Source organism: Pseudomonas reactans (assembly GCF_013387025.1).
Lineage (GTDB): Bacteria > Pseudomonadota > Gammaproteobacteria > Pseudomonadales > Pseudomonadaceae > Aquipseudomonas > Aquipseudomonas reactans.
The window spans coordinates 139,095-156,742 of sequence record NZ_JACAQP010000008.1 but is presented as its reverse complement, the minus strand read 5'-3'; the positions used below and the strand labels follow the sequence as shown (position 1 = coordinate 156,742).

Annotated in this window: 21 protein-coding genes and 1 tRNA gene; 3 read left to right on the top strand and 19 right to left on the bottom strand. The window is 58.5% G+C overall.

The genetic code is table 11. From position 1 onward, the window contains the following. Positions 1 to 27 precede the first annotated feature (27 nt). The 11 genes from HX793_RS11945 to thrS form a co-directional block, all read right to left on the bottom strand. Positions 28 to 696, bottom strand: a complete 669-nt coding sequence (locus HX793_RS11945; RefSeq protein ID WP_177052930.1) for a GntR family transcriptional regulator — start codon at positions 694 to 696, stop codon at positions 28 to 30. Between the two features lie 295 nt (positions 697 to 991). Continuing rightward, a complete protein-coding gene (locus HX793_RS11940) occupies positions 992 to 1,423 on the bottom strand; it encodes a hypothetical protein (RefSeq protein WP_177095563.1) in 432 nt (143 codons plus the stop codon). A gap of 337 nt (positions 1,424 to 1,760) precedes the next feature. After that, positions 1,761 to 1,837: transfer RNA gene (locus tag HX793_RS11935), tRNA-Pro, on the bottom strand. A gap of 90 nt (positions 1,838 to 1,927) precedes the next feature. Beyond that, on the bottom strand, positions 1,928 to 2,284 hold the full coding sequence (locus tag HX793_RS11930; protein ID WP_010209127.1) for a MerR family transcriptional regulator: 357 nt from the start codon (positions 2,282 to 2,284) through the stop codon (positions 1,928 to 1,930). Then, entirely contained in the window at positions 2,265 to 2,567 is a 303-nt protein-coding gene (ihfA, locus tag HX793_RS11925; RefSeq protein ID WP_002553164.1) for an integration host factor subunit alpha, read from the bottom strand. Before ihfA ends, HX793_RS11930 begins: the two co-directional genes overlap by 20 nt. A gap of 3 nt (positions 2,568 to 2,570) precedes the next feature. Further along, complete coding sequence (gene pheT, locus HX793_RS11920) at positions 2,571 to 4,949, bottom strand: phenylalanine--tRNA ligase subunit beta (RefSeq protein WP_177052931.1); 2,379 nt, start codon at positions 4,947 to 4,949, stop codon at positions 2,571 to 2,573. A gap of 26 nt (positions 4,950 to 4,975) precedes the next feature. After that, on the bottom strand, positions 4,976 to 5,992 hold the full coding sequence (pheS, locus tag HX793_RS11915; protein WP_010209123.1) for a phenylalanine--tRNA ligase subunit alpha: 1,017 nt from the start codon (positions 5,990 to 5,992) through the stop codon (positions 4,976 to 4,978). Between the two features lie 109 nt (positions 5,993 to 6,101). Continuing rightward, entirely contained in the window at positions 6,102 to 6,458 is a 357-nt protein-coding gene (rplT, locus tag HX793_RS11910; protein ID WP_003174975.1) for a 50S ribosomal protein L20, read from the bottom strand. A gap of 30 nt (positions 6,459 to 6,488) precedes the next feature. After that, positions 6,489 to 6,683: a 50S ribosomal protein L35 gene (gene rpmI, locus HX793_RS11905; RefSeq protein WP_002553160.1), complete on the bottom strand. Its 195-nt coding sequence runs from the start codon at positions 6,681 to 6,683 to the stop codon at positions 6,489 to 6,491. A gap of 60 nt (positions 6,684 to 6,743) precedes the next feature. Beyond that, on the bottom strand, positions 6,744 to 7,295 hold the full coding sequence (gene infC / locus HX793_RS11900; RefSeq protein WP_169850653.1) for a translation initiation factor IF-3: 552 nt from the start codon (positions 7,293 to 7,295) through the stop codon (positions 6,744 to 6,746). Then, on the bottom strand, positions 7,295 to 9,217 hold the full coding sequence (gene thrS / locus HX793_RS11895) for a threonine--tRNA ligase (protein ID WP_016978146.1): 1,923 nt from the start codon (positions 9,215 to 9,217) through the stop codon (positions 7,295 to 7,297). Before thrS ends, infC begins: the two co-directional genes overlap by 1 nt. Positions 9,218 to 9,584: 367 nt before the next feature. Between thrS and HX793_RS11890 the strand changes: the two genes are divergently transcribed. Beyond that, positions 9,585 to 9,899: a hypothetical protein gene (locus tag HX793_RS11890; protein WP_016978147.1), complete on the top strand. Its 315-nt coding sequence runs from the start codon at positions 9,585 to 9,587 to the stop codon at positions 9,897 to 9,899. 289 nt (positions 9,900 to 10,188) lie between these two features. Then, entirely contained in the window at positions 10,189 to 10,401 is a 213-nt protein-coding gene (locus tag HX793_RS11885) for a cold-shock protein (protein ID WP_003234260.1), read from the top strand. Positions 10,402 to 10,474: 73 nt separating this feature from the next. On the opposite strand, the gene HX793_RS11880 is transcribed toward HX793_RS11885, so the two are convergent. Then, on the bottom strand, positions 10,475 to 10,795 hold the full coding sequence (locus HX793_RS11880; RefSeq protein WP_016978148.1) for an I78 family peptidase inhibitor: 321 nt from the start codon (positions 10,793 to 10,795) through the stop codon (positions 10,475 to 10,477). A 144-nt stretch (positions 10,796 to 10,939) separates the two neighbouring features. Beyond that, a complete protein-coding gene (locus tag HX793_RS11875; RefSeq protein WP_025999870.1) occupies positions 10,940 to 11,248 on the bottom strand; it encodes a hypothetical protein in 309 nt (102 codons plus the stop codon). A 170-nt stretch (positions 11,249 to 11,418) separates the two neighbouring features. Between HX793_RS11875 and HX793_RS11870 the strand changes: the two genes are divergently transcribed. Beyond that, positions 11,419 to 11,631: a hypothetical protein gene (locus HX793_RS11870; protein WP_177052933.1), complete on the top strand. Its 213-nt coding sequence runs from the start codon at positions 11,419 to 11,421 to the stop codon at positions 11,629 to 11,631. A gap of 33 nt (positions 11,632 to 11,664) precedes the next feature. On the opposite strand, the gene HX793_RS11865 is transcribed toward HX793_RS11870, so the two are convergent. From HX793_RS11865 to HX793_RS11840, 6 genes are read right to left on the bottom strand one after another with little or no spacing between them, the layout of a single operon-like run. Continuing rightward, the gene (locus HX793_RS11865) at positions 11,665 to 12,693 is read right to left on the bottom strand and encodes a nucleoside hydrolase (RefSeq protein WP_016978151.1); all 1,029 of its coding nucleotides are present in this window, start codon (positions 12,691 to 12,693) and stop codon (positions 11,665 to 11,667) included. Positions 12,694 to 12,718: 25 nt separating this feature from the next. Further along, positions 12,719 to 13,123 (bottom strand): D-ribose pyranase, encoded by a 405-nt coding sequence (gene rbsD / locus HX793_RS11860; RefSeq protein WP_016978152.1) that lies wholly within the window; start codon positions 13,121 to 13,123, stop codon positions 12,719 to 12,721. Further along, on the bottom strand, positions 13,120 to 14,037 hold the full coding sequence (gene rbsK, locus HX793_RS11855) for a ribokinase (protein ID WP_177095561.1): 918 nt from the start codon (positions 14,035 to 14,037) through the stop codon (positions 13,120 to 13,122). The genes rbsD and rbsK overlap by 4 nt, the downstream gene beginning before the upstream one ends. A gap of 23 nt (positions 14,038 to 14,060) precedes the next feature. Then, the gene (locus tag HX793_RS11850; RefSeq protein ID WP_095016930.1) at positions 14,061 to 15,083 is read right to left on the bottom strand and encodes a LacI family DNA-binding transcriptional regulator; all 1,023 of its coding nucleotides are present in this window, start codon (positions 15,081 to 15,083) and stop codon (positions 14,061 to 14,063) included. Positions 15,084 to 15,086: 3 nt separating this feature from the next. Next, positions 15,087 to 16,064 (bottom strand): ABC transporter permease, encoded by a 978-nt coding sequence (locus HX793_RS11845; protein WP_016978155.1) that lies wholly within the window; start codon positions 16,062 to 16,064, stop codon positions 15,087 to 15,089. Further along, entirely contained in the window at positions 16,061 to 17,614 is a 1,554-nt protein-coding gene (locus HX793_RS11840) for a sugar ABC transporter ATP-binding protein (protein ID WP_016978156.1), read from the bottom strand. Before HX793_RS11840 ends, HX793_RS11845 begins: the two co-directional genes overlap by 4 nt. Positions 17,615 to 17,648 lie beyond the last annotated feature (34 nt).

The following is a 17,648-nucleotide window of genomic DNA, read 5'->3' as shown; positions in this document are numbered from 1 at the left end:
TCAAAGTCAAAACACAGCAGGTCTTTCTTATTGTTCGGTTTGCAGGAATTGGATCAGCGCTGGCACGGTCCCCTCGATGTGCTCGCGCACCACCGCTTCGGCGCGGGCCGCGTCACCGGAACGAATGGCATCGAGGATCACCGCGTGTTCCTGGCGGGCGCTGAGGGGTTTTTCGCCGTGCTGCAACCACAGGCGCATGGGCGCTTCCACCAGCGAGTAAAGCGCCGAGATCTGCTTCATCAAGCGCGGGCGGCCGCTGAGGCTGCACAGGTATTCGTGAAAAGCGCGATGGCGGCTGACCCAGGCAGCACTTTCGTCTCGGTAGTCATCCATTTCGTCGAGCAGGCGCTCCAGTGCGGCCAATTGACGTTCGCCGATGCGTGCGACTGCCACACGCACCGCCAGGCCTTCGAGGGCACTGCGCATCTCGAACACTTCGTGCAATTCATCGATATCCAAGCCGCTGACCACGGCGCCCCGGTTGGGCCTGAGGGTGACCAAACCCTGGGCATCCAGACGGCGGAAGGCTTCGCGCACCGGCATGCGGCTCATGCCGATTTCGCTAGCGATGTCTTCGGCAATCAGCCGGTCGCCCTTGCGGTAGCGACCACCGCAAATGGCGTCGAGCAGGAAGTTGTAGGCCTCTTCCTCGGCGGTGAGAGGCTGGCGCTCAACATAAGCGGGGGCAAATTGCATCGGCAGCACCTTTTGAATTTTTGTATCCAATTATCCATAAATACAAAATAGCAGGATGTGTGCCAACTGACCTGGCGATGAGCCAAGTGATTGATTCGGATGAAGTCGCGGAAAAATGTCGGTAGCTGAGTGAAAAGCATAAGCAGGCGGTTGCTACCAAATGGCTCAGAAAGCGCCCCATCTGTGGGCGGAAGTAACGGGGCCCCCGTGTTGATAGCTCATCGATCAACCTCTACAAATGGCAGATACAAGAAGCCCGGCGCTGGGCCGGGCTTCAATGTAACAACGTCAGGGGCTAACGATGCTTGTTCTTGTGTTTATGCTTGTTGTTGCCTTTGTGCTTCTTGCCGTCTGATCGATGACTACTCTCATCATCTGCCAGGTTGTTACCCAGCGCGCCACCTGCAGCCCCGCCTACACCGGCGCCGATAGTCGATCCAGTTGTGCCTCCGAGACGATTACCAATCAGCGAGCCACCGGCTGAGCCGATACCGCCACCTAGCGCGGCTTCCGCTCGGTTGCCTCGTTGAGCCCCGGCAGCACTGCCGGCGGCACCACCAACGCCTGCGCCTACCGCTGCGCCCGTTGAGCCACCGAGCTGTTGACCTACGATATTGCCAAGTGCACCACCAACGCCGCCTCCAAGAGCGGCTGTGCCATCTCCGGCGGCCATCGCTCCTTGCGAAATGAGGGCGCCCAAAACCAGGGCGGGTAGTGTCATTTTCATTCTGTGAACCTCTATGGGTTGTCAGCAGGCGCTCACGGTTTAAAACACGCCTGGGATTTGGATGAGAACACAAGGTCGAAGTTCTATACCGACTGTTCCCAGGGGCAAATGGTTGTAACAAGGTATGCCGTGATGGTGCGAGGGGGAACGCTTAACACCAAAGGCCCTGCCAAACTCGCTATCCAGAAGCATTCTTGTCAGTGCTAAATATCTCGCGCGCTTACAACGAGGCGGCATCACGAAATGGTCGAAAATTCTGTAGAGATAAATGTGCGAGTGTTTTTTCGGGCATGAAAAAGCCCAACCTGCAGAGATTGGGCTAAGACATTGAAAAATATGGTCGGGACGGAGTGATTCGAACACTCGACCCCTAGCACCCCATGCTAGTGCGCTACCGGACTGCGCTACGCCCCGACTAGGCGTGTTACTGGGTTCGCTTCTTGACGAAGCGATCCGGAATATACCGCAAGCTTTTGAAATGTGGAAGTATTTTAAAAGCTGGAATTACTTTTTCAGAACCACCAGCACATCTTCGAGTTCGGCGATCATCTGGCGGATCATTTGTTTGTATTGGGTGGTGTCGTCTTTGGCTTCATCGCCGGACATACGCTGGCGCGCGCCGCTGATGGTGAACCCCTGGTCGTACAGCAACGCACGGATCTGTCGGATCATCAGCACGTCTTGGCGCTGATAATACCGACGGTTCCCGGTGCGTTTGACGGGGTTGAGTTGAGGAAACTCCTGCTCCCAATAGCGCAGCACGTGTGGTTTTACCGCACAGAGCTCGCTGACTTCACCAATGGTGAAGTAGCGTTTGCCTGGGATGACGGGTAGCTCGTCGTTATGACTTGGTTCCAGCATAAGCCTCAACTCGGGCCTTCAACTTCTGCCCTGGACGAAAGGTGACCACACGGCGAGCCGTGATCGGGATTTCTTCTCCCGTTTTTGGATTGCGGCCAGGCCGCTGGCGTTTGTCCCGCAGGTCAAAGTTGCCGAAACCGGACAATTTGACCTGCTCGTTGTCTTCCAGAGCGTGTCTGATTTCTTCAAAAAACAGCTCGACCAATTCCTTGGCCTCGCGCTTGTTCAGACCCAACTCTTCGTACAGACGTTCCGCCATCTCAGCTTTCGTCAAAGCCCCCATACGTCACTTCCTTAACGTGGCGTTCAACCTTTGTTCGAGCGAGGTGAGGATATTTTGTGTCGTGGTATTCACCTCATCGTCATTAAGAGTGCGCGATGGATGCTGCCAGGTCAAGCCAACTGCAAGGCTTTTTCTATGCGGATCAATACCTTTACCCTGATAGACGTCAAATAGCCTGAGGTCTGTCAGCCATTCCCCTGCATTTTCACGGATTACATCCAGAACGGCAGTGGCGGCCACTTCACGGTCGGCGATCAGCGCCAGGTCACGGCGCACTTCAGGGAAGCGCGACAGCTCGCTGAATTTAGGCATTTTGCCAGAAGCCACTTCAGCCAGAACCAGCTCAAATACGAAGACCGGACGGTCGAGACCGAGGGTTTTCGACAATTCAGGGTGAATGGCGCCGACGAAACCGACCAGCCGACCTTCACGCTCGATGCGCGCCGTCTGGCCTGGGTGCAATGCAGGATGGCTGCCCGGAACGAAAGTGAAGGCATCCAGAGCACCGGCAAAACCCAGCACTGCTTCCACGTCAGCCTTGACGTCGAAGAAGTCCACGGCGTCGCGACCCTGTGCCCAGCCTTCCGGCAGACGGCTACCGCAGACCACGCCAGCCAACATCGGTTCTTGCTTCAGGCCGTCCAACTGACCGACGAAACGCAGGCCACTTTCGAACATGCGCACGCGGTCTTGCTGACGGTTCAGGTTATGGGAAAGGGCTTTCACCAAGCCTGGCCACAGCGAAGAACGCATGGCCGCCATGTCGTTGGAGATCGGGTTGGCCAGCAACAGCGGTTCGACGCCTGGGTTGAACAGTTCGAACTGCTTAGGATCGATGAAGCTGTAGGTCACCGCTTCCTGATAACCACGGGCAACCAACAGGCGACGCAGTTCAGGCAGGTGCGCACGCGCCTCGGCCTTTGGTTGTGGCGCCAGGCGCGCTTGCGGATAACGGACCGGCAGGCGGTTGTAGCCGTAGAGACGCGCCAGTTCTTCGATCAGGTCGACTTCCAGGCTGATATCGAAGCGATGGCTTGGTACTTCAACCTGCCACTGCCCTTCCCCACTGGTGGAAATAGCCAGGCCAAGGGCCGACAACAGCTGCTCGATTTCAGCCGGCTCGATGACCAGGCCGAGCATCTGCTCAACACTTTTGGCGCGTAGGGTGATCGGTGCAACGGACGGCAGGAACTGTGCGTTGACGGTTTCGGTGATCGGGCCGGCTTCGCCACCGGTGATGTCCAGCAGCAGGCCAGTGGCGCGCTCCATGGCTTCACGCGCGAGGTTCCAGTCCACACCACGCTCGTAGCGGTGTGAGGCATCGGTGTGCAGGCCGTAGGAACGGGCCTTACCGGCGATGGCGATCTGATCGAAGAACGCACTCTCAAGGAACACGTCGCGGGTGGTCGCGGACACGCCGCTGTGCTCGCCACCCATCACGCCAGCAATCGCCAGGGCGCGGGAGTGGTCGGCGATGACCAGGGTGTCGGCACGCAGGCTGACTTCCTGACCGTCGAGCAGCACCAGCTTCTCGCCTTCTTCGGCCATACGTACACGAATGCCGCCGTTGATTTCGGCGAGGTCGAACGCGTGCAGCGGTTGGCCCAGCTCCAGCATCACGTAGTTGGTGATATCGACGGCAGCATCGATGCTGCGCACGTCGGCACGGCGCAGGCGCTCAACCATCCACAGCGGCGTAGGCTTGGACAGGTCAACGTTGCGGATCACACGGCCCAGGTAACGTGGGCACGCGTTTGGCGCCAGCACGTCAATCGGGCGCACTTCGTCGTGCACTGCTGGCACGGCAGCAACCACAGGACGGGTGACCGGGGCGTTGTACAACGCGCCGACTTCACGGGCCAAACCAGCCAATGACAGGCAGTCGCCACGGTTCGGGGTCAGGTCGACCTCGATGCTGGCATCTTCCAGTTCCAGGTAAACGCGGATGTCCTGGCCCACTGGCGCGTCGGCCGGCAGCTCCATCAAGCCATCGTTGCCCTCACCGACTTGCAGCTCGGCCTGGGAGCACAGCATGCCGTTGGACTCAACGCCACGCAGCTTGGCCTTCTTGATCTTGAAGTCGCCTGGCAGCTCGGCACCGATCATGGCGAACGGGATCTTCAGGCCCGGACGCACGTTAGGCGCTCCGCACACGACCTGGAAGGTTTCCGCGCCATTGCTGACCTGGCACACGCGCAATTTGTCGGCATCGGGGTGTTGTTCGGTGCTTAGCACCTCGCCCACGACCACACCGCTGAAAACACCGGCGGCCGGGGTAACGCTGTCGACCTCAAGACCGGCCATCGACAGACGCGCAACCAGCGCGTCGCGATCTACCTGCGGGCTTACCCAGCCACGCAGCCATTGTTCACTGAATTTCATCCTGCTCTCCTAAAGATTCGTTACGACTAGCGAAATTGCGCGAGGAACCGCAAGTCGTTGTCGAAGAACAGACGCAAGTCGTTCACGCCGTAACGCAGCATGGCCAGACGTTCAACGCCCATGCCGAAGGCAAAGCCCGAGAACTCTTCCGGATCAATGCCGGACATGCGCAGCACGTTAGGGTGAACCATGCCGCAGCCCATCACTTCCAGCCAGCCGGTCTGCTTGCAGACGCGGCAGCCTTTGCCGCTGCACATCACGCATTCCATGTCGACTTCAGCGGATGGCTCGGTGAACGGGAAAAACGATGGACGGAAACGTACCGCCAGCTCTTTCTCGAAGAACACGCGAAGGAACTCTTCGATGGTGCCCTTGAGGTCGGCGAAGTTGATATCGCGATCAACCAGCAGGCCTTCGACCTGGTGGAACATCGGCGAGTGGGTGATATCGGAGTCGCTACGGTACACACGGCCTGGGCAGACAATGCGGATCGGCGGCTTGTTCGCTTCCATGGTGCGGACCTGTACCGGCGAGGTATGGGTGCGCAACAGCATGTTCGCGTTGAAATAGAAGGTGTCGTGCATCGACCGGGCCGGGTGATGGCCTGGGATGTTGAGCGCCTCGAAGTTGTGATAATCGTCTTCGACCTCGGGGCCTTCGGCAATGCCGTAGCCAATGTGGGTGAAGAACTGCTCGATACGTTCCAGAGTCCGGGTGATCGGATGCAGACCGCCCGAGGCCTGGCCGCGACCAGGTAAGGTTACATCAATGGACTCGGCGGCGAGTTTGGCCGCGAGATCGGCCTCCTCCATGGTCGCCTTGCGCGCATTGAGTACCTCTGTGACACGCTCCTTGGCGACGTTGATCAGCGCACCGACTTGCGGACGCTCTTCAGCCGGCAAATTCCCCAGGGTCTTCATCACCTGAGTCAATTCACCTTTCTTGCCAAGGTAGTGAACCCGGATTTGCTCCAGGGCATTTACATCTTCAGCGCTTTGCACAGCCTCAAGGGCTTGGGCGACGAGCGCGTCCAGGTTTTCCATGTACAGACTCCAGATACAAAATAGGGGAAGAGCTTGAAGGCTCTTCCCCTATTTAAGACGTTTACCACCTTGGGCTACAGACGTAACCCAGGGTGATTGTCGGGGGTACTTAAGCCAGAGTGGCTTTAGCTTTCTCGACAATCGCAGCAAACACCGCTTTTTCGTTCACTGCCAGTTCGGCCAGAACCTTACGGTCGATCTCGATGGAAGCTTTTTTCAGGCCAGCGATGAAACGGCTGTAGGACAGACCGTTAACACGTGCACCAGCGTTGATACGAGCGATCCACAGAGCGCGGAACTGACGTTTTTTCTGACGACGGTCGCGGTAGGCGTATTGGCCTGCCTTGATTACCGCTTGCTTGGCAACACGGAATACGCGTGAACGCGCGCCGTAGTAGCCTTTAGCAAGTTTCAGAATTTTTTTGTGACGTTTACGGGCAATGACGCCACGCTTTACACGAGCCATGAGTTACTTCCTCTATTCTTGATCCAAAAATTAACGAAGGCGCAGCATGCGCTCGACTTTTGCCACGTCAGACGGATGCAGCAAGCTGCTACCGCGCAGTTGACGCTTACGCTTGGTCGACATTTTGGTCAGGATGTGGCTCTTGAAAGCGTGCTTGTGCTTGATACCGTTAGCAGTTTTCAGAAACCGCTTAGCAGCACCACTTTTAGTCTTCATCTTTGGCATGTTCGGATACTCCGCATTCAGTTGATAAACATAATCAGAAGGCCTGCCGTGCCCTGTTGATTACTTCTTCTTTTTCGGGGCGATGACCATTATCAGCTGGCGTCCTTCCATCTTAGGATGCTGTTCAACGGAACCGTACTCCAGCAGGTCAGCTTCAACCCGCTTGAGGAGTTCCATGCCCAGCTCCTGGTGGGCCATCTCACGGCCGCGGAATCGCAAGGATACCTTGGCCCTGTCCCCATCACTCAGGAAACGTACCAGGTTGCGCAGTTTTACCTGGTAATCCCCTTCCTCCGTCCCTGGACGAAACTTGATTTCTTTTACTTGAATCTGCTTCTGGTTCTTCTTCGCCGCAGCAATCTGCTTCTTCTTTTCGAAGATCGACTTGCCGTAGTCCATCACCCGGCAAACAGGCGGGACTGCGTCGGCGGAGATTTCCACCAGGTCCAATTTGGACTCTTCAGCGATACGAAGCGCTTCATCAATCGAGACGATGCCAATCTGCTCGCCGTCAGCGCCAATTAACCGAACCTCGCGTGCCGAGATATTCTCGTTGATCGGGGCTTTCGGTGCAGCTCGTTTATCTTGTCTCATTTCACGCTTAATAATAATTACTCCGAATCTGGGCGACCACGCCGGGAAACCGCTTGCGCGAGGAACTCAGCGAACTGGGCGACGGGCATCGAGCCCAGGTCAGCACCTTCACGAGTACGCACAGCGACAGTCTGCATCTCGACTTCCCGATCTCCGATAACCAAAAGATAGGGAACCTTGAGCAAAGTATGCTCGCGGATTTTAAAGCCGATCTTTTCATTTCTCAAGTCGGACTTGGCACGAAACCCGCTTTCGTTGAGAGTTTTTTCAACTTCGGCGGCAAAATCTGCCTGTTTATCAGTGATATTCATGATCACTGCCTGGGTCGGAGCCAGCCACGCAGGGAATGCACCCTCGTAGTGCTCGATCAGGATCCCGACGAACCGTTCGAACGAACCGAGGATCGCCCGGTGCAGCATAACCGGGTGTTTACGGCTGTTGTCTTCGGACACGTATTCGGCGCCCAGACGGATCGGCAGGTTAAAATCGAGCTGCAGGGTACCACACTGCCAGACGCGGCCAAGGCAATCTTTCAGCGAGAACTCGATCTTCGGACCGTAGAACGCGCCTTCGCCCGGCTGCAGATCGTACGCAAGGCCCGCACTGTCTAGCGCAGCGGCCAGTGCAGCTTCGGCGCGATCCCACAGCTCGTCGGAACCGACGCGTTTTTCCGGACGAGTGGACAGCTTCATCTCGACTTCGGTAAAGCCGAAATCGCGATAAACATCCATGGTCAGCTTGATGAACGCGGCGGATTCGGCCTGCATCTGCTCTTCGGTGCAGAAGATGTGGGCGTCATCCTGGGTGAAACCACGCACACGCATGATGCCGTGCAGCGCACCCGATGGCTCGTTACGGTGGCAGGCACCGAACTCAGCCAGGCGCATCGGCAACTCGCGGTAGCTCTTCAGGCCTTGGTTGAACACCTGCACGTGGCACGGGCAGTTCATCGGCTTGATGGCGTAGTCGCGGTTTTCCGACTGGGTGGTGAACATGTTGTCGGCGTAGTTGGCCCAGTGCCCGGATTTCTCCCAGAGGCTACGGTCAACAACCTGGGGCGTCTTGATTTCCAGGTAGCCGTTCTCACGCTGAACCTTGCGCATGTACTGCTCGAGCACCTGGTACAGGGTCCAGCCGTTCGGGTGCCAGAACACCATGCCCGGCGCTTCTTCCTGGAGGTGGAACAGGTTCAGGCGCTTGCCGATCTTGCGGTGGTCGCGCTTCTCGGCTTCTTCGATGCGCTGGATGTAGGCCGCCAACTGCTTCTTGTCAGCCCAGGCGGTGCCGTAGATCCGTTGCAGTTGCTCGTTCTTCGCGTCGCCACGCCAGTAGGCGCCGGACAGCTTGGTCAGCTTGAAAGACTTGAGGAAGCGCGTGTTCGGCACGTGCGGGCCACGGCACATGTCGACGTATTCTTCGTGGTAGTACAGACCCATGGCCTGTTCTTCCGGCATATCTTCCACCAGGCGCAGCTTGTAGTCTTCGCCACGTGCGGTGAACACGTCGATCACTTCGGCGCGCGGCGTGACCTTCTTGATCACGTCGTAATCTTTTTCGATCAGCTGGTGCATGCGCTGTTCGATCGCAGCCAAGTCGTCCGGAGTAAAAGGACGCTCATAAGCGATGTCGTAATAGAAACCTTCTTCAATGACCGGGCCGATCACCATTTTTGCGGTTGGATACAGTTGCTTGACCGCGTGGCCAATCAAGTGCGCGCAAGAGTGGCGAATGATCTCCAGCCCCTCTTGATCCTTGGGCGTGATGATTTGCAGGCTGGCATCGCCGGTGATCAGGTCGCTGGCATCAACGAGCTTGCCGTCGACCTTGCCGGCGACGGTGGCCTTGGCCAGACCTGCACCAATGGATGCGGCGACCTCGGCTACGGAAACCGAATGATCGAATGAACGTTGACTGCCGTCGGGAAGAGTAATAGTTGGCATGGCGCCTCCTCTCCTAGTGGTGACCCCTACCAAAGGTCACGTGGGTTGGGATGAGCCAGTACAAGATCCAACACCAGGCCGTTCAGTGATGAACGCCTGCCTTACAGCGGCAGGAGCCTTTCGGCCAACCGATAATCGAACCAGAGTGACTGGAGTGAGCTAAAAAGAACATGGCAAGGCGGCAATGGGCGCGCCTGGAAATAGCCAAGCGCAAGATGCTAGCACAGATGAACGGTCATCGTGCCGCCCCTGTCTTGCGCAAATACAAATTCCGCCCTTTATAGCTGCAAAAGTGAACTTGGGCTGTACGCCAGCCCTCAAACCCTCCGAGAATCGCCGTTCGTCCTCGACCCAAAGGAGCATCCTCATGATGCGTTTTACCTCTACCCTCGCTCTCGCCGCTTCCCTGACCCTCCTTTCCCTTGGCGCACAGGCAGCAGCCCCGTCGAACTGGCCAGCCGGTGCCCGCGACAGTTTCGTCAGCGACTGCAGCGCCGCCGCCAGCCAGAACGTAGACGTCAAAACCGCCAAAGCCCATTGCGAATGTGGCGCTGACAAGATCAACGCCGAACTGAGCACTGCGGAAATCAAGGAACTGATGACCAACCAGAACGCCAGCCCGGAGCTTAAAAACAAAGCAGTCGCGGCTATTTCGTCCTGCAAAGTCGTGAAGAAAAAGTAAGATTTGCGGCTGATCGCACAGCCGTTTTGCTGGAGAAATGACCCGAAAACGGCCATTTCTCACAAATCACACAGGTTTTACGGCTTTTTTTACCAGCTGATATTTCGAGCTAAAGCCCCGTAAATCGGGGCTTTCAGCCGACCAACGCACTAAACGCAACGCTATTGATTAGCAAACAATGCCTTGGGGGGGCTCCCAAGCCGAACATTTCGACTATGATAGCCCGGTGTGCCCAGTTGGCCTGAGCAGCACAGCACTACTGAAAATATATGTTTCTTGGAGATACACCATGTCTAATCGCCAAACCGGCACCGTTAAATGGTTCAACGATGAAAAAGGCTTCGGCTTCATCACTCCTCAAGGTGGCGGTGACGACCTGTTCGTACACTTCAAAGCTATCGAAAGCGACGGTTTCAAAAGCCTGAAAGAAGGCCAAACCGTTTCCTTCGTGGCTGAGAAAGGCCAAAAGGGTATGCAAGCTGCACAGGTTCGCGGCGAGTAATTCTCCGCTGAGCTAAAAAAACCCCGTCCATGTGACGGGGTTTTTTATGGGCGCTGCAAAAGCCTGGAGCGACTTAGCCGCAATTGACCCGCGTGATCACCAGGTTGTCGTCGGTGTTCAGGTTCAGGCGGTCGGAGCGGTACTCCAGGGTGATCATGTCGTTAGGCTTGAGGATGCGTGCGTTCTGCGCACCGGCACGAGTACGCGCCTGTTCCAGCAACTGGGGCGAAGCTTTCTGGCCGATAGTGAATTCGGCGGCCTTCGACTCACAGCGGCTATGACCGGCATTGGCCACGGCGGCGTCTTTGGCTGGCTCAGAGGCACCCGGGGTGCTGCAACCCGCCAACGCGAGTGCTGCCAACAAAGTACCGAATGATGCGAGCTTCCAAGGCATGAAGCCTCCTATGATAAAAAATGGACAGAGATCGTGCGACAGCGATTGGGCGGATTGGTTTCAAGACGTAAACCGCCGCAGGGCAAGTCTGCCTGACTCTCGACAGGCATTCGCCCGGTCAATCGTGACCAGATATGAACGAAATCAGTAGATATCGATGTAGTCAAATTCCGGCGTCGGCCAATTCTGTTTCAGCGCATTGAAAATCTGGGTCACCCAGACTTCATCACTGGCGGCCACATTGCCGACGTATCCTGAGCCTTTTGCCCAGGTCTCCAGGCGAAACAGCAGCCCGTCGATCTCTACACCGCCTACAAGCTTCCCAGAGGAGATGTAGGCGATTCCGGCTTTGGTCACCCGCAACTGGGTATGTTCGTCATCGCTGGCACTGGCGAGCAGTTGGCGCACATTCGCCAATGTCAGGTTCTCGGGGTTGTTCAAATCGATCTGCACGTGGTGTCCCCGGCAATTAAACAGGCCGACAGTGTCGCACAGCGCTGCCGTCATTCCGAATCGCCTCATGCCTAAGTATCAGTGCCAAACGCGATACAAAATGGTTAACTGGCCCGGTAAGAACCGCGTTCCAGCGCACTGCCCAGTACTTTTAGCCTCGCGAGACCGTCATGACCACCGTAACGCTCCAAGCCGACATCAAAGCCAAGTGGCCCCAAGGGCAAAGCTCCTACAGCCCCGGCAGCCCAGAGGAATTGGCAATCATCGGTATCGACCTGCTGGTCAAGGAACTGGGCACCCAGGCGGCGCATGCGTTCATCGGCCAGATATTCGAGAAATACCCGGCCGATCACATGGGGGCACACGACCCCGAGCGCGAATAAGAACCGGTCGGCGAACGCCGACCGGTAGAACCATTACTTCAGACGCGCCAGACGCTCGGTCAGCAGATCGAAAAAGCCCTGGGCGTCGCCGTTCTCAACCCAGAACACATTCTTTTCCTGCTTCAGGCCGTCGTACCAATCGACGATGGTCTGGCCGAAGGTCGGGCCTTCACGGCTATCGACCACCATATTGGCCTGACGACCACTGAACAGCGAAGGCTTGAGCAGGTAAGCAATGACGGTAGCGTCATGCACCGGGCCACCTGGAATACCGTAGTGCTCCATGTCGACCTTGACGTATTCGTTAAGAATATCGCCCACCACCTTGCTCGCGTTATTCTTGATGTCGGCGATCTTTTTCAGGCGTGCCTCGCTGGTCAACACCTTGTGGGTCACGTCCAGCGGCAGGTAGGTCAGCTTGACGCCACTCTTGAGCACAATCTCGGCAGCCACCGGGTCGGCGAACAGGTTGAATTCCGCCACCGGAGTGATATTGCCGCCATTGAAGTGCGCACCACCCATCACCACCACTTCCTTGATGCCTTGGGTGATTTCCGGCGCTTGGGTCAGTGCCAGCGCCAGGTTGGTCTGCGGGCCGAGCATGGCGAGGGTGATGCTGTGCGGCTTGGCGGTGCTCAGGGTCTTGATCAGGTAGTCAACGGCATTGCCGTCCGCCAGGCCCTTCTTGGGCTCATGCACGGTGACGCCGGAAATACCCTCCTTGCCATGGATGTTCTCGGCGTAGATCGGCTTGCGCAGCAGCGGCGCTGGCGCACCGGCATACACTGGGATTTCCTCGCGCCCTGCCCACTCGCGGGCCAGGCGTGCGTTGCGAGAGGTTTTGTCCAGGCGCACGTTACCGGCGACGGTAGTCAGCGCGCGGATGTTCAGCTCATCCGGGGAAGCCATGGCGAACAGCAAGGCCACCACATCATCGGCGCCGGGGTCAGTGTCGATGATCAGATCGATCTTTTCCGCCGCCTGGGCGCTTGCAGCAGTGAGTGCGGACAAAAGCAGAACACTCCGGAACAGGTTTTTCAGGGTTGGGAGACCACGTTGCATAAAACACTCCTTGTCGTTGGGAACGCTAGAACGTTACGCCGGATACCAGCGCGATATTGCAGTAAGGCTGGCATTCGCCGGTGCGCACCACGGCGCGCGCCTTGCGGCTGAGCTGCTTGAATTCTTCATGGCTGACCAGGCGCCGCTCACCGAGGGCAGCTTGTTCTGTGAGAGTGTTGAGTTCAGCCAGCGCCGGCGGTTGCTTGAGCAGGATTTCTTCGGCCAGCACATGGCTTTCCACCTGCATTTCACTGAGCACGATGCGCAAGGTGCTGATGAAATCCGGGATGCCCTGGGTCAACGCCAGGTCAATCAATTCTACGCCCGGCGGCACAGGCAGGCCGGCATCACCGATCACCAGAATGTCGCCGTGCCCAAGCGAGGCGATCACACGCGACAGGGCAATATTGAGCAGAGGTGTCTTTTTCATGAGGGCACAAAACCTTGTACGTCGTGTAGCGTTGGAATAGAGGGTTGCGCGCCTGCGCGGGTGACCGACAATGCCGCCGCAACCTGGCCAAAGCGGATAGCCTCAGCCTCGCCTTTACCGTTAGCCAAGGCCGCGGCAAAGCCACCGACAAAGGTGTCGCCTGCAGCAGTGGTGTCTACCGCCTTGACCTTCGGTGCCTGCAGATGCTCGAAGCGCTGGCCATCGGTAAACAGCGCGCCCTGAGACCCCAGGGTGATGATCACTTTACCGGCACCGGCCTGGACCAGTTGGGTCGCCGCCACCTTGGCGCTGTCAATTGAGTCGACCGTCACGCCGCTCAGTGCGGTGGCTTCACTTTCATTGGGAATCAGGTAGTCGATCGAGGTATACCACTCAGCCGGTAATGGACCGCTGGCCGGAGCCGGGTTGAGGATCACCGTCTTGCCCAGCTCGCGGCCGCGCTTGAGGGTGTAGCCCACCGTATTCATCGGCACTTCCAGCTGGCAGACGATCACGTCAGCCGCCTGCAGCACCGTGTCGAACGCCTGCAACGAGGCAGGTGTCAATTCGCCATTGCTGCCCGCCACGATCACAATCGCGTTCTGGCTGCTGTCATCCACCACGATCAAGGCCACGCCACTGGAGCCATCCACGGTACTCACGGCCTGGCAATCAATGCCCTCAACCAGCAATGCGTCACGCAATTGAGTGCCATAGGCATCGGTGCCGACGCAGCCGATCATCGAAACATCCGCGCCCAGTCGCGCCGAAGCGACGGCCTGGTTCGCGCCCTTTCCGCCAGGCACGGTGGAAAATGTCTGCCCGATGAGTGTTTCACCGGCGCGCGGCAACCGGCTGGCGCGGGTCACCAGGTCCATGTTCAAGCTGCCTACTACCACTACTTTTGCTGGCATACATCAGTACTCATCAATTCGGTTCAGCGGTATTGAGCGAATGTTCCGGCGACGGGCGCCGTCGACTCACGCAATACAATGCTCGGCGTCACGATGCGTTGATCGATCGGCATGTGGGGTGTCGCAATTCTTCGCAGTAACAGCTCGGCCGCCGTCTCGCCCAGTTGCACGATCGACTGCCCGACCGTCGTCAATGCCGGGTAGACGTAACGGCCCATTTGAATGTCATCGAAACCGATCACTGACAGCTCGCCCGGCACGCGGATATTGCGCTCGGCTGCTGCGCGCAACACGCCGAAACCGATCATGTCGTTGCTGGCAAAAATCGCGCTCGGCGGGTTGTGCGTCAACAATTGCACGGCAGCGGCATACCCGCCTGTACTGGTGAAATCGCTTTCCTGGGTGCGATTGTCCGCCACTGCCACGCCAGCCTCATGCAGCGCGCGGTGATACCCCGCCAGACGCATCTGCGCGACACGGGTATGGGCCGGACCGCCGATGCAGGCGATGTCCCGGTGGCCCAGTTCGAGCAAGTGTCGGGTCGCCAGGTAGGCGCCCTCCTCGTGGTCGATACGCACCAGGTCCACGTCAATGCCATCCAGCGCCCGGTCGACGATCACCATGGGCGTACGCACCGCGCTCAAGCCGGCGGCAAGACCGCTGTCGTCGCCGCCCACCGAGGTCACGATCAAGCCGTCGATGCGTTTTTCCAGTAACACACGCAAATAGTTGCGCTGTTTTTCGGCGTTGTCGTCGGAATTGCAAAGAATCACGCAGTAGCCATTACGCTCACAGTAATCCTCGATACCTCGGGCCAATTCCGCGAAATACGGGTTGAGACTGTTGGGCACCAGCAAACCGATGGTGGCCGTGGTCTTGGCCTTGAGCGAACGCGCGACGGCGCTGGGCACGTAGTCGAGCTGCTTGATCGCCGCTTCGACCTTGATACGTACCGGCTCGCTGACCGGGCGCGTCTTGTTCACCACATGGGACACCGTGGTGTAGGAAATACCTGCAAGCGCTGCCACATCCTTGATCGTTGCCATGGTTCAGCCCCGCCGACTGGCGCGCTGGCTGCGGTAGGTATCGAGGACCACGGCAATCACGATCACGGCGCCGGTAATGATGCGCTTCGTGGGCTCCGTGGCACCGATCTGCGCCAGGCCAGCGGCCAATACCGAAATAATCAACACACCAAAAAAGGTACTGATCACTGAGCCGCGCCCGCCCATCAGGCTGGTACCGCCGATCACCACCGCCGCAATCACTTGCAGCTCCAGGCCGGAGCCGGCGTTCGGGTCCGCCGCTTCCAGGCGCGAGATCTGGAACAGCGCCGCCACACCGGCCAGCAGGCCCATGAGGCTGAACACCAGGATCTTGTAGGGCTTGGGATTGATCCCCGCCAGGCGTACGGCCTCTTCGTTGGTGCCGATGCCGATCAGGTAACGACCAAACACGGTACGCGTCAATACCAGCTGCGCAGCGATGATCACCAGCAAGGCGATGATAAACGACGGCGAAATGCCAAAGGCAATCGGGTTGGACAGCCAGGCAAATGAGTCACCGATGTAGGCAGTGCGCGAGCCGGTCATCTGGTACGCCACGCCACGGGCCATTTCCAGCACGCCGAGGGACACGATAAACGACGGAATGCGCCAGGCCACGGTGATCGAGCCGGTGATAGTGCCGGCCAATGCCGCACAGCCCATGCCGAGCAAGGCGGCGGGCAACACACTCCAGCCCCAGCCGAGAATCGCGACGCTGACGGCAGACGCCGCCAGGGCCAGTACAGAACCTACCGACAGGTCGATACCGCCGATGATCAGGATGAAGGTCATGCCTACCGCCAGCACCATCAGATCTGGAATCTGGTTGGCCAGCGTGCTGAAGGTGTCATAGGACAGGAAGTGGTCACTGAGTACCGAGAACAGCGCAATCATCGCCAGCAAGGCGCCCGCCAGGCCCAGGTAAGTACCCAGGCCGTAGAAGTTGCCGCCAGTCTTGCCGGGGGAAGTTGTGGTTTTCATGGGGTATCCCTAAGCACTGCGTCATTGAGCAGCGCATCACGTTTTTGATAGCCGGCAAAGGCGGCGGCGAGCAATTCGTCCTGAGTCCAACTGTCGCGCTCGAAGGTCTCGATCAAGCGCCCGGCGGACAACACACCGATGCGGTCGCAAATCAGCATGAGTTCACGCAGGTCACTGGACACCACCACCAGCGCTTTGCCCTGGCGCGTCAATTCGCCCAGCAAGGCATAAATATCGAACTTGGCACCGACGTCGATGCCACGGGTCGGCTCATCAAACAGCATCACCGAACAATCGCGCTCCAACCAGCGGCCAATCACCACCTTCTGCTGGTTACCACCGGACAACTCGGAAACCAACTGCGCCGGGCTGGAACTGCGGATGCGCATGGCATCGATCTGGCGCTTGGCCAAGGCGGTTTCGTTGCGGCTGTTGACCACGCCACCGCCGGAAATTTCCGGCATGTTGCCCAGCGCGATATTGGCGCTGATGGACTGAGTCAGCAGCAGGCCTTCGCCCTTGCGGTCCTCGGTGATCAGGGCAATGCCATGGCCCACCGCATCCACCGGCGAGCGAATGCTCACCACTTGGGCCGGCGAGCCGAGCGCCACGGTGCCGCTGTCGGCCAGGTCGGCGCCGAAGATCAGGCGCAACAATTCAGTACGACCGGCGCCGATCAGGCCAGAGATACCGTAGATCTCGCCCGCGCGCACTTCGAAGGACACATCGCGGACCTTGTCCGAGCGGGTCAGGCCCTTCACCGTCAGGGCCGGGCCGCCAATGGTGCGCGGGCCCAGGTCGATGTGTTCGCCCAGCTCGCGACCGACCATCAAGGTAACCAGTTGCTCACTGTTGTAGTTGGCCATCGGCTCGACACAGACCAGCTTGCCGTCGCGCAACACCGCAATGCGTTGGGCCACACGGGCCAGCTCTTCTAGCCGGTGTGAAATGTAGATGATCGCCACGCCCCGGGCCTGCAGGCGGGTGATTTGTTCAAACAGCATCTCGACTTCACGGGCAGTGAGCATCGCCGTGGGTTCGTCGAGGATCAGTACGTGGCAGTCGCCAATCAGGTTACGGGCGATCTCGACCATCTGCTGATGGCCAATACCCAGGCTGCCGACCAGTGTATCCGGGTCGATAGCATCCAGGCCGACCTGGGCCATGGCCTCGATCGCAGCCTTGCGCAGTTGCTTGCGGCTGATCCAGCCACAGTGGCTGGGCAGGTTATCCAGGAACAGGTTTTCGGCGACGGTCAGCGTCGGCAGCAGGTTGAGTTCCTGCATGACCATGCGCACGCCCAGCTCTTCGGCCTGGGTGCGGCTGCCGGGGCGATAGTCCTGTCCATTGAACTGCATGTGCCCGGTGGTTGGCGTGACCAGCCCGCCGATGATCTTCGACAAGGTGCTTTTGCCTGCGCCGTTCTCACCGGTCAGCGCCAGCACTTCCCCACGATTGAGCGTCAGGGTGATGTCGGACAGAACCGGCTGGGCATAGGTCTTGCCGATACCGCTGACCGAGAGGACAGCGTTCGGGGCGGAAGATGACATAGGAAAATCTCCAGGCGCCCACTCAGGGCGAGCG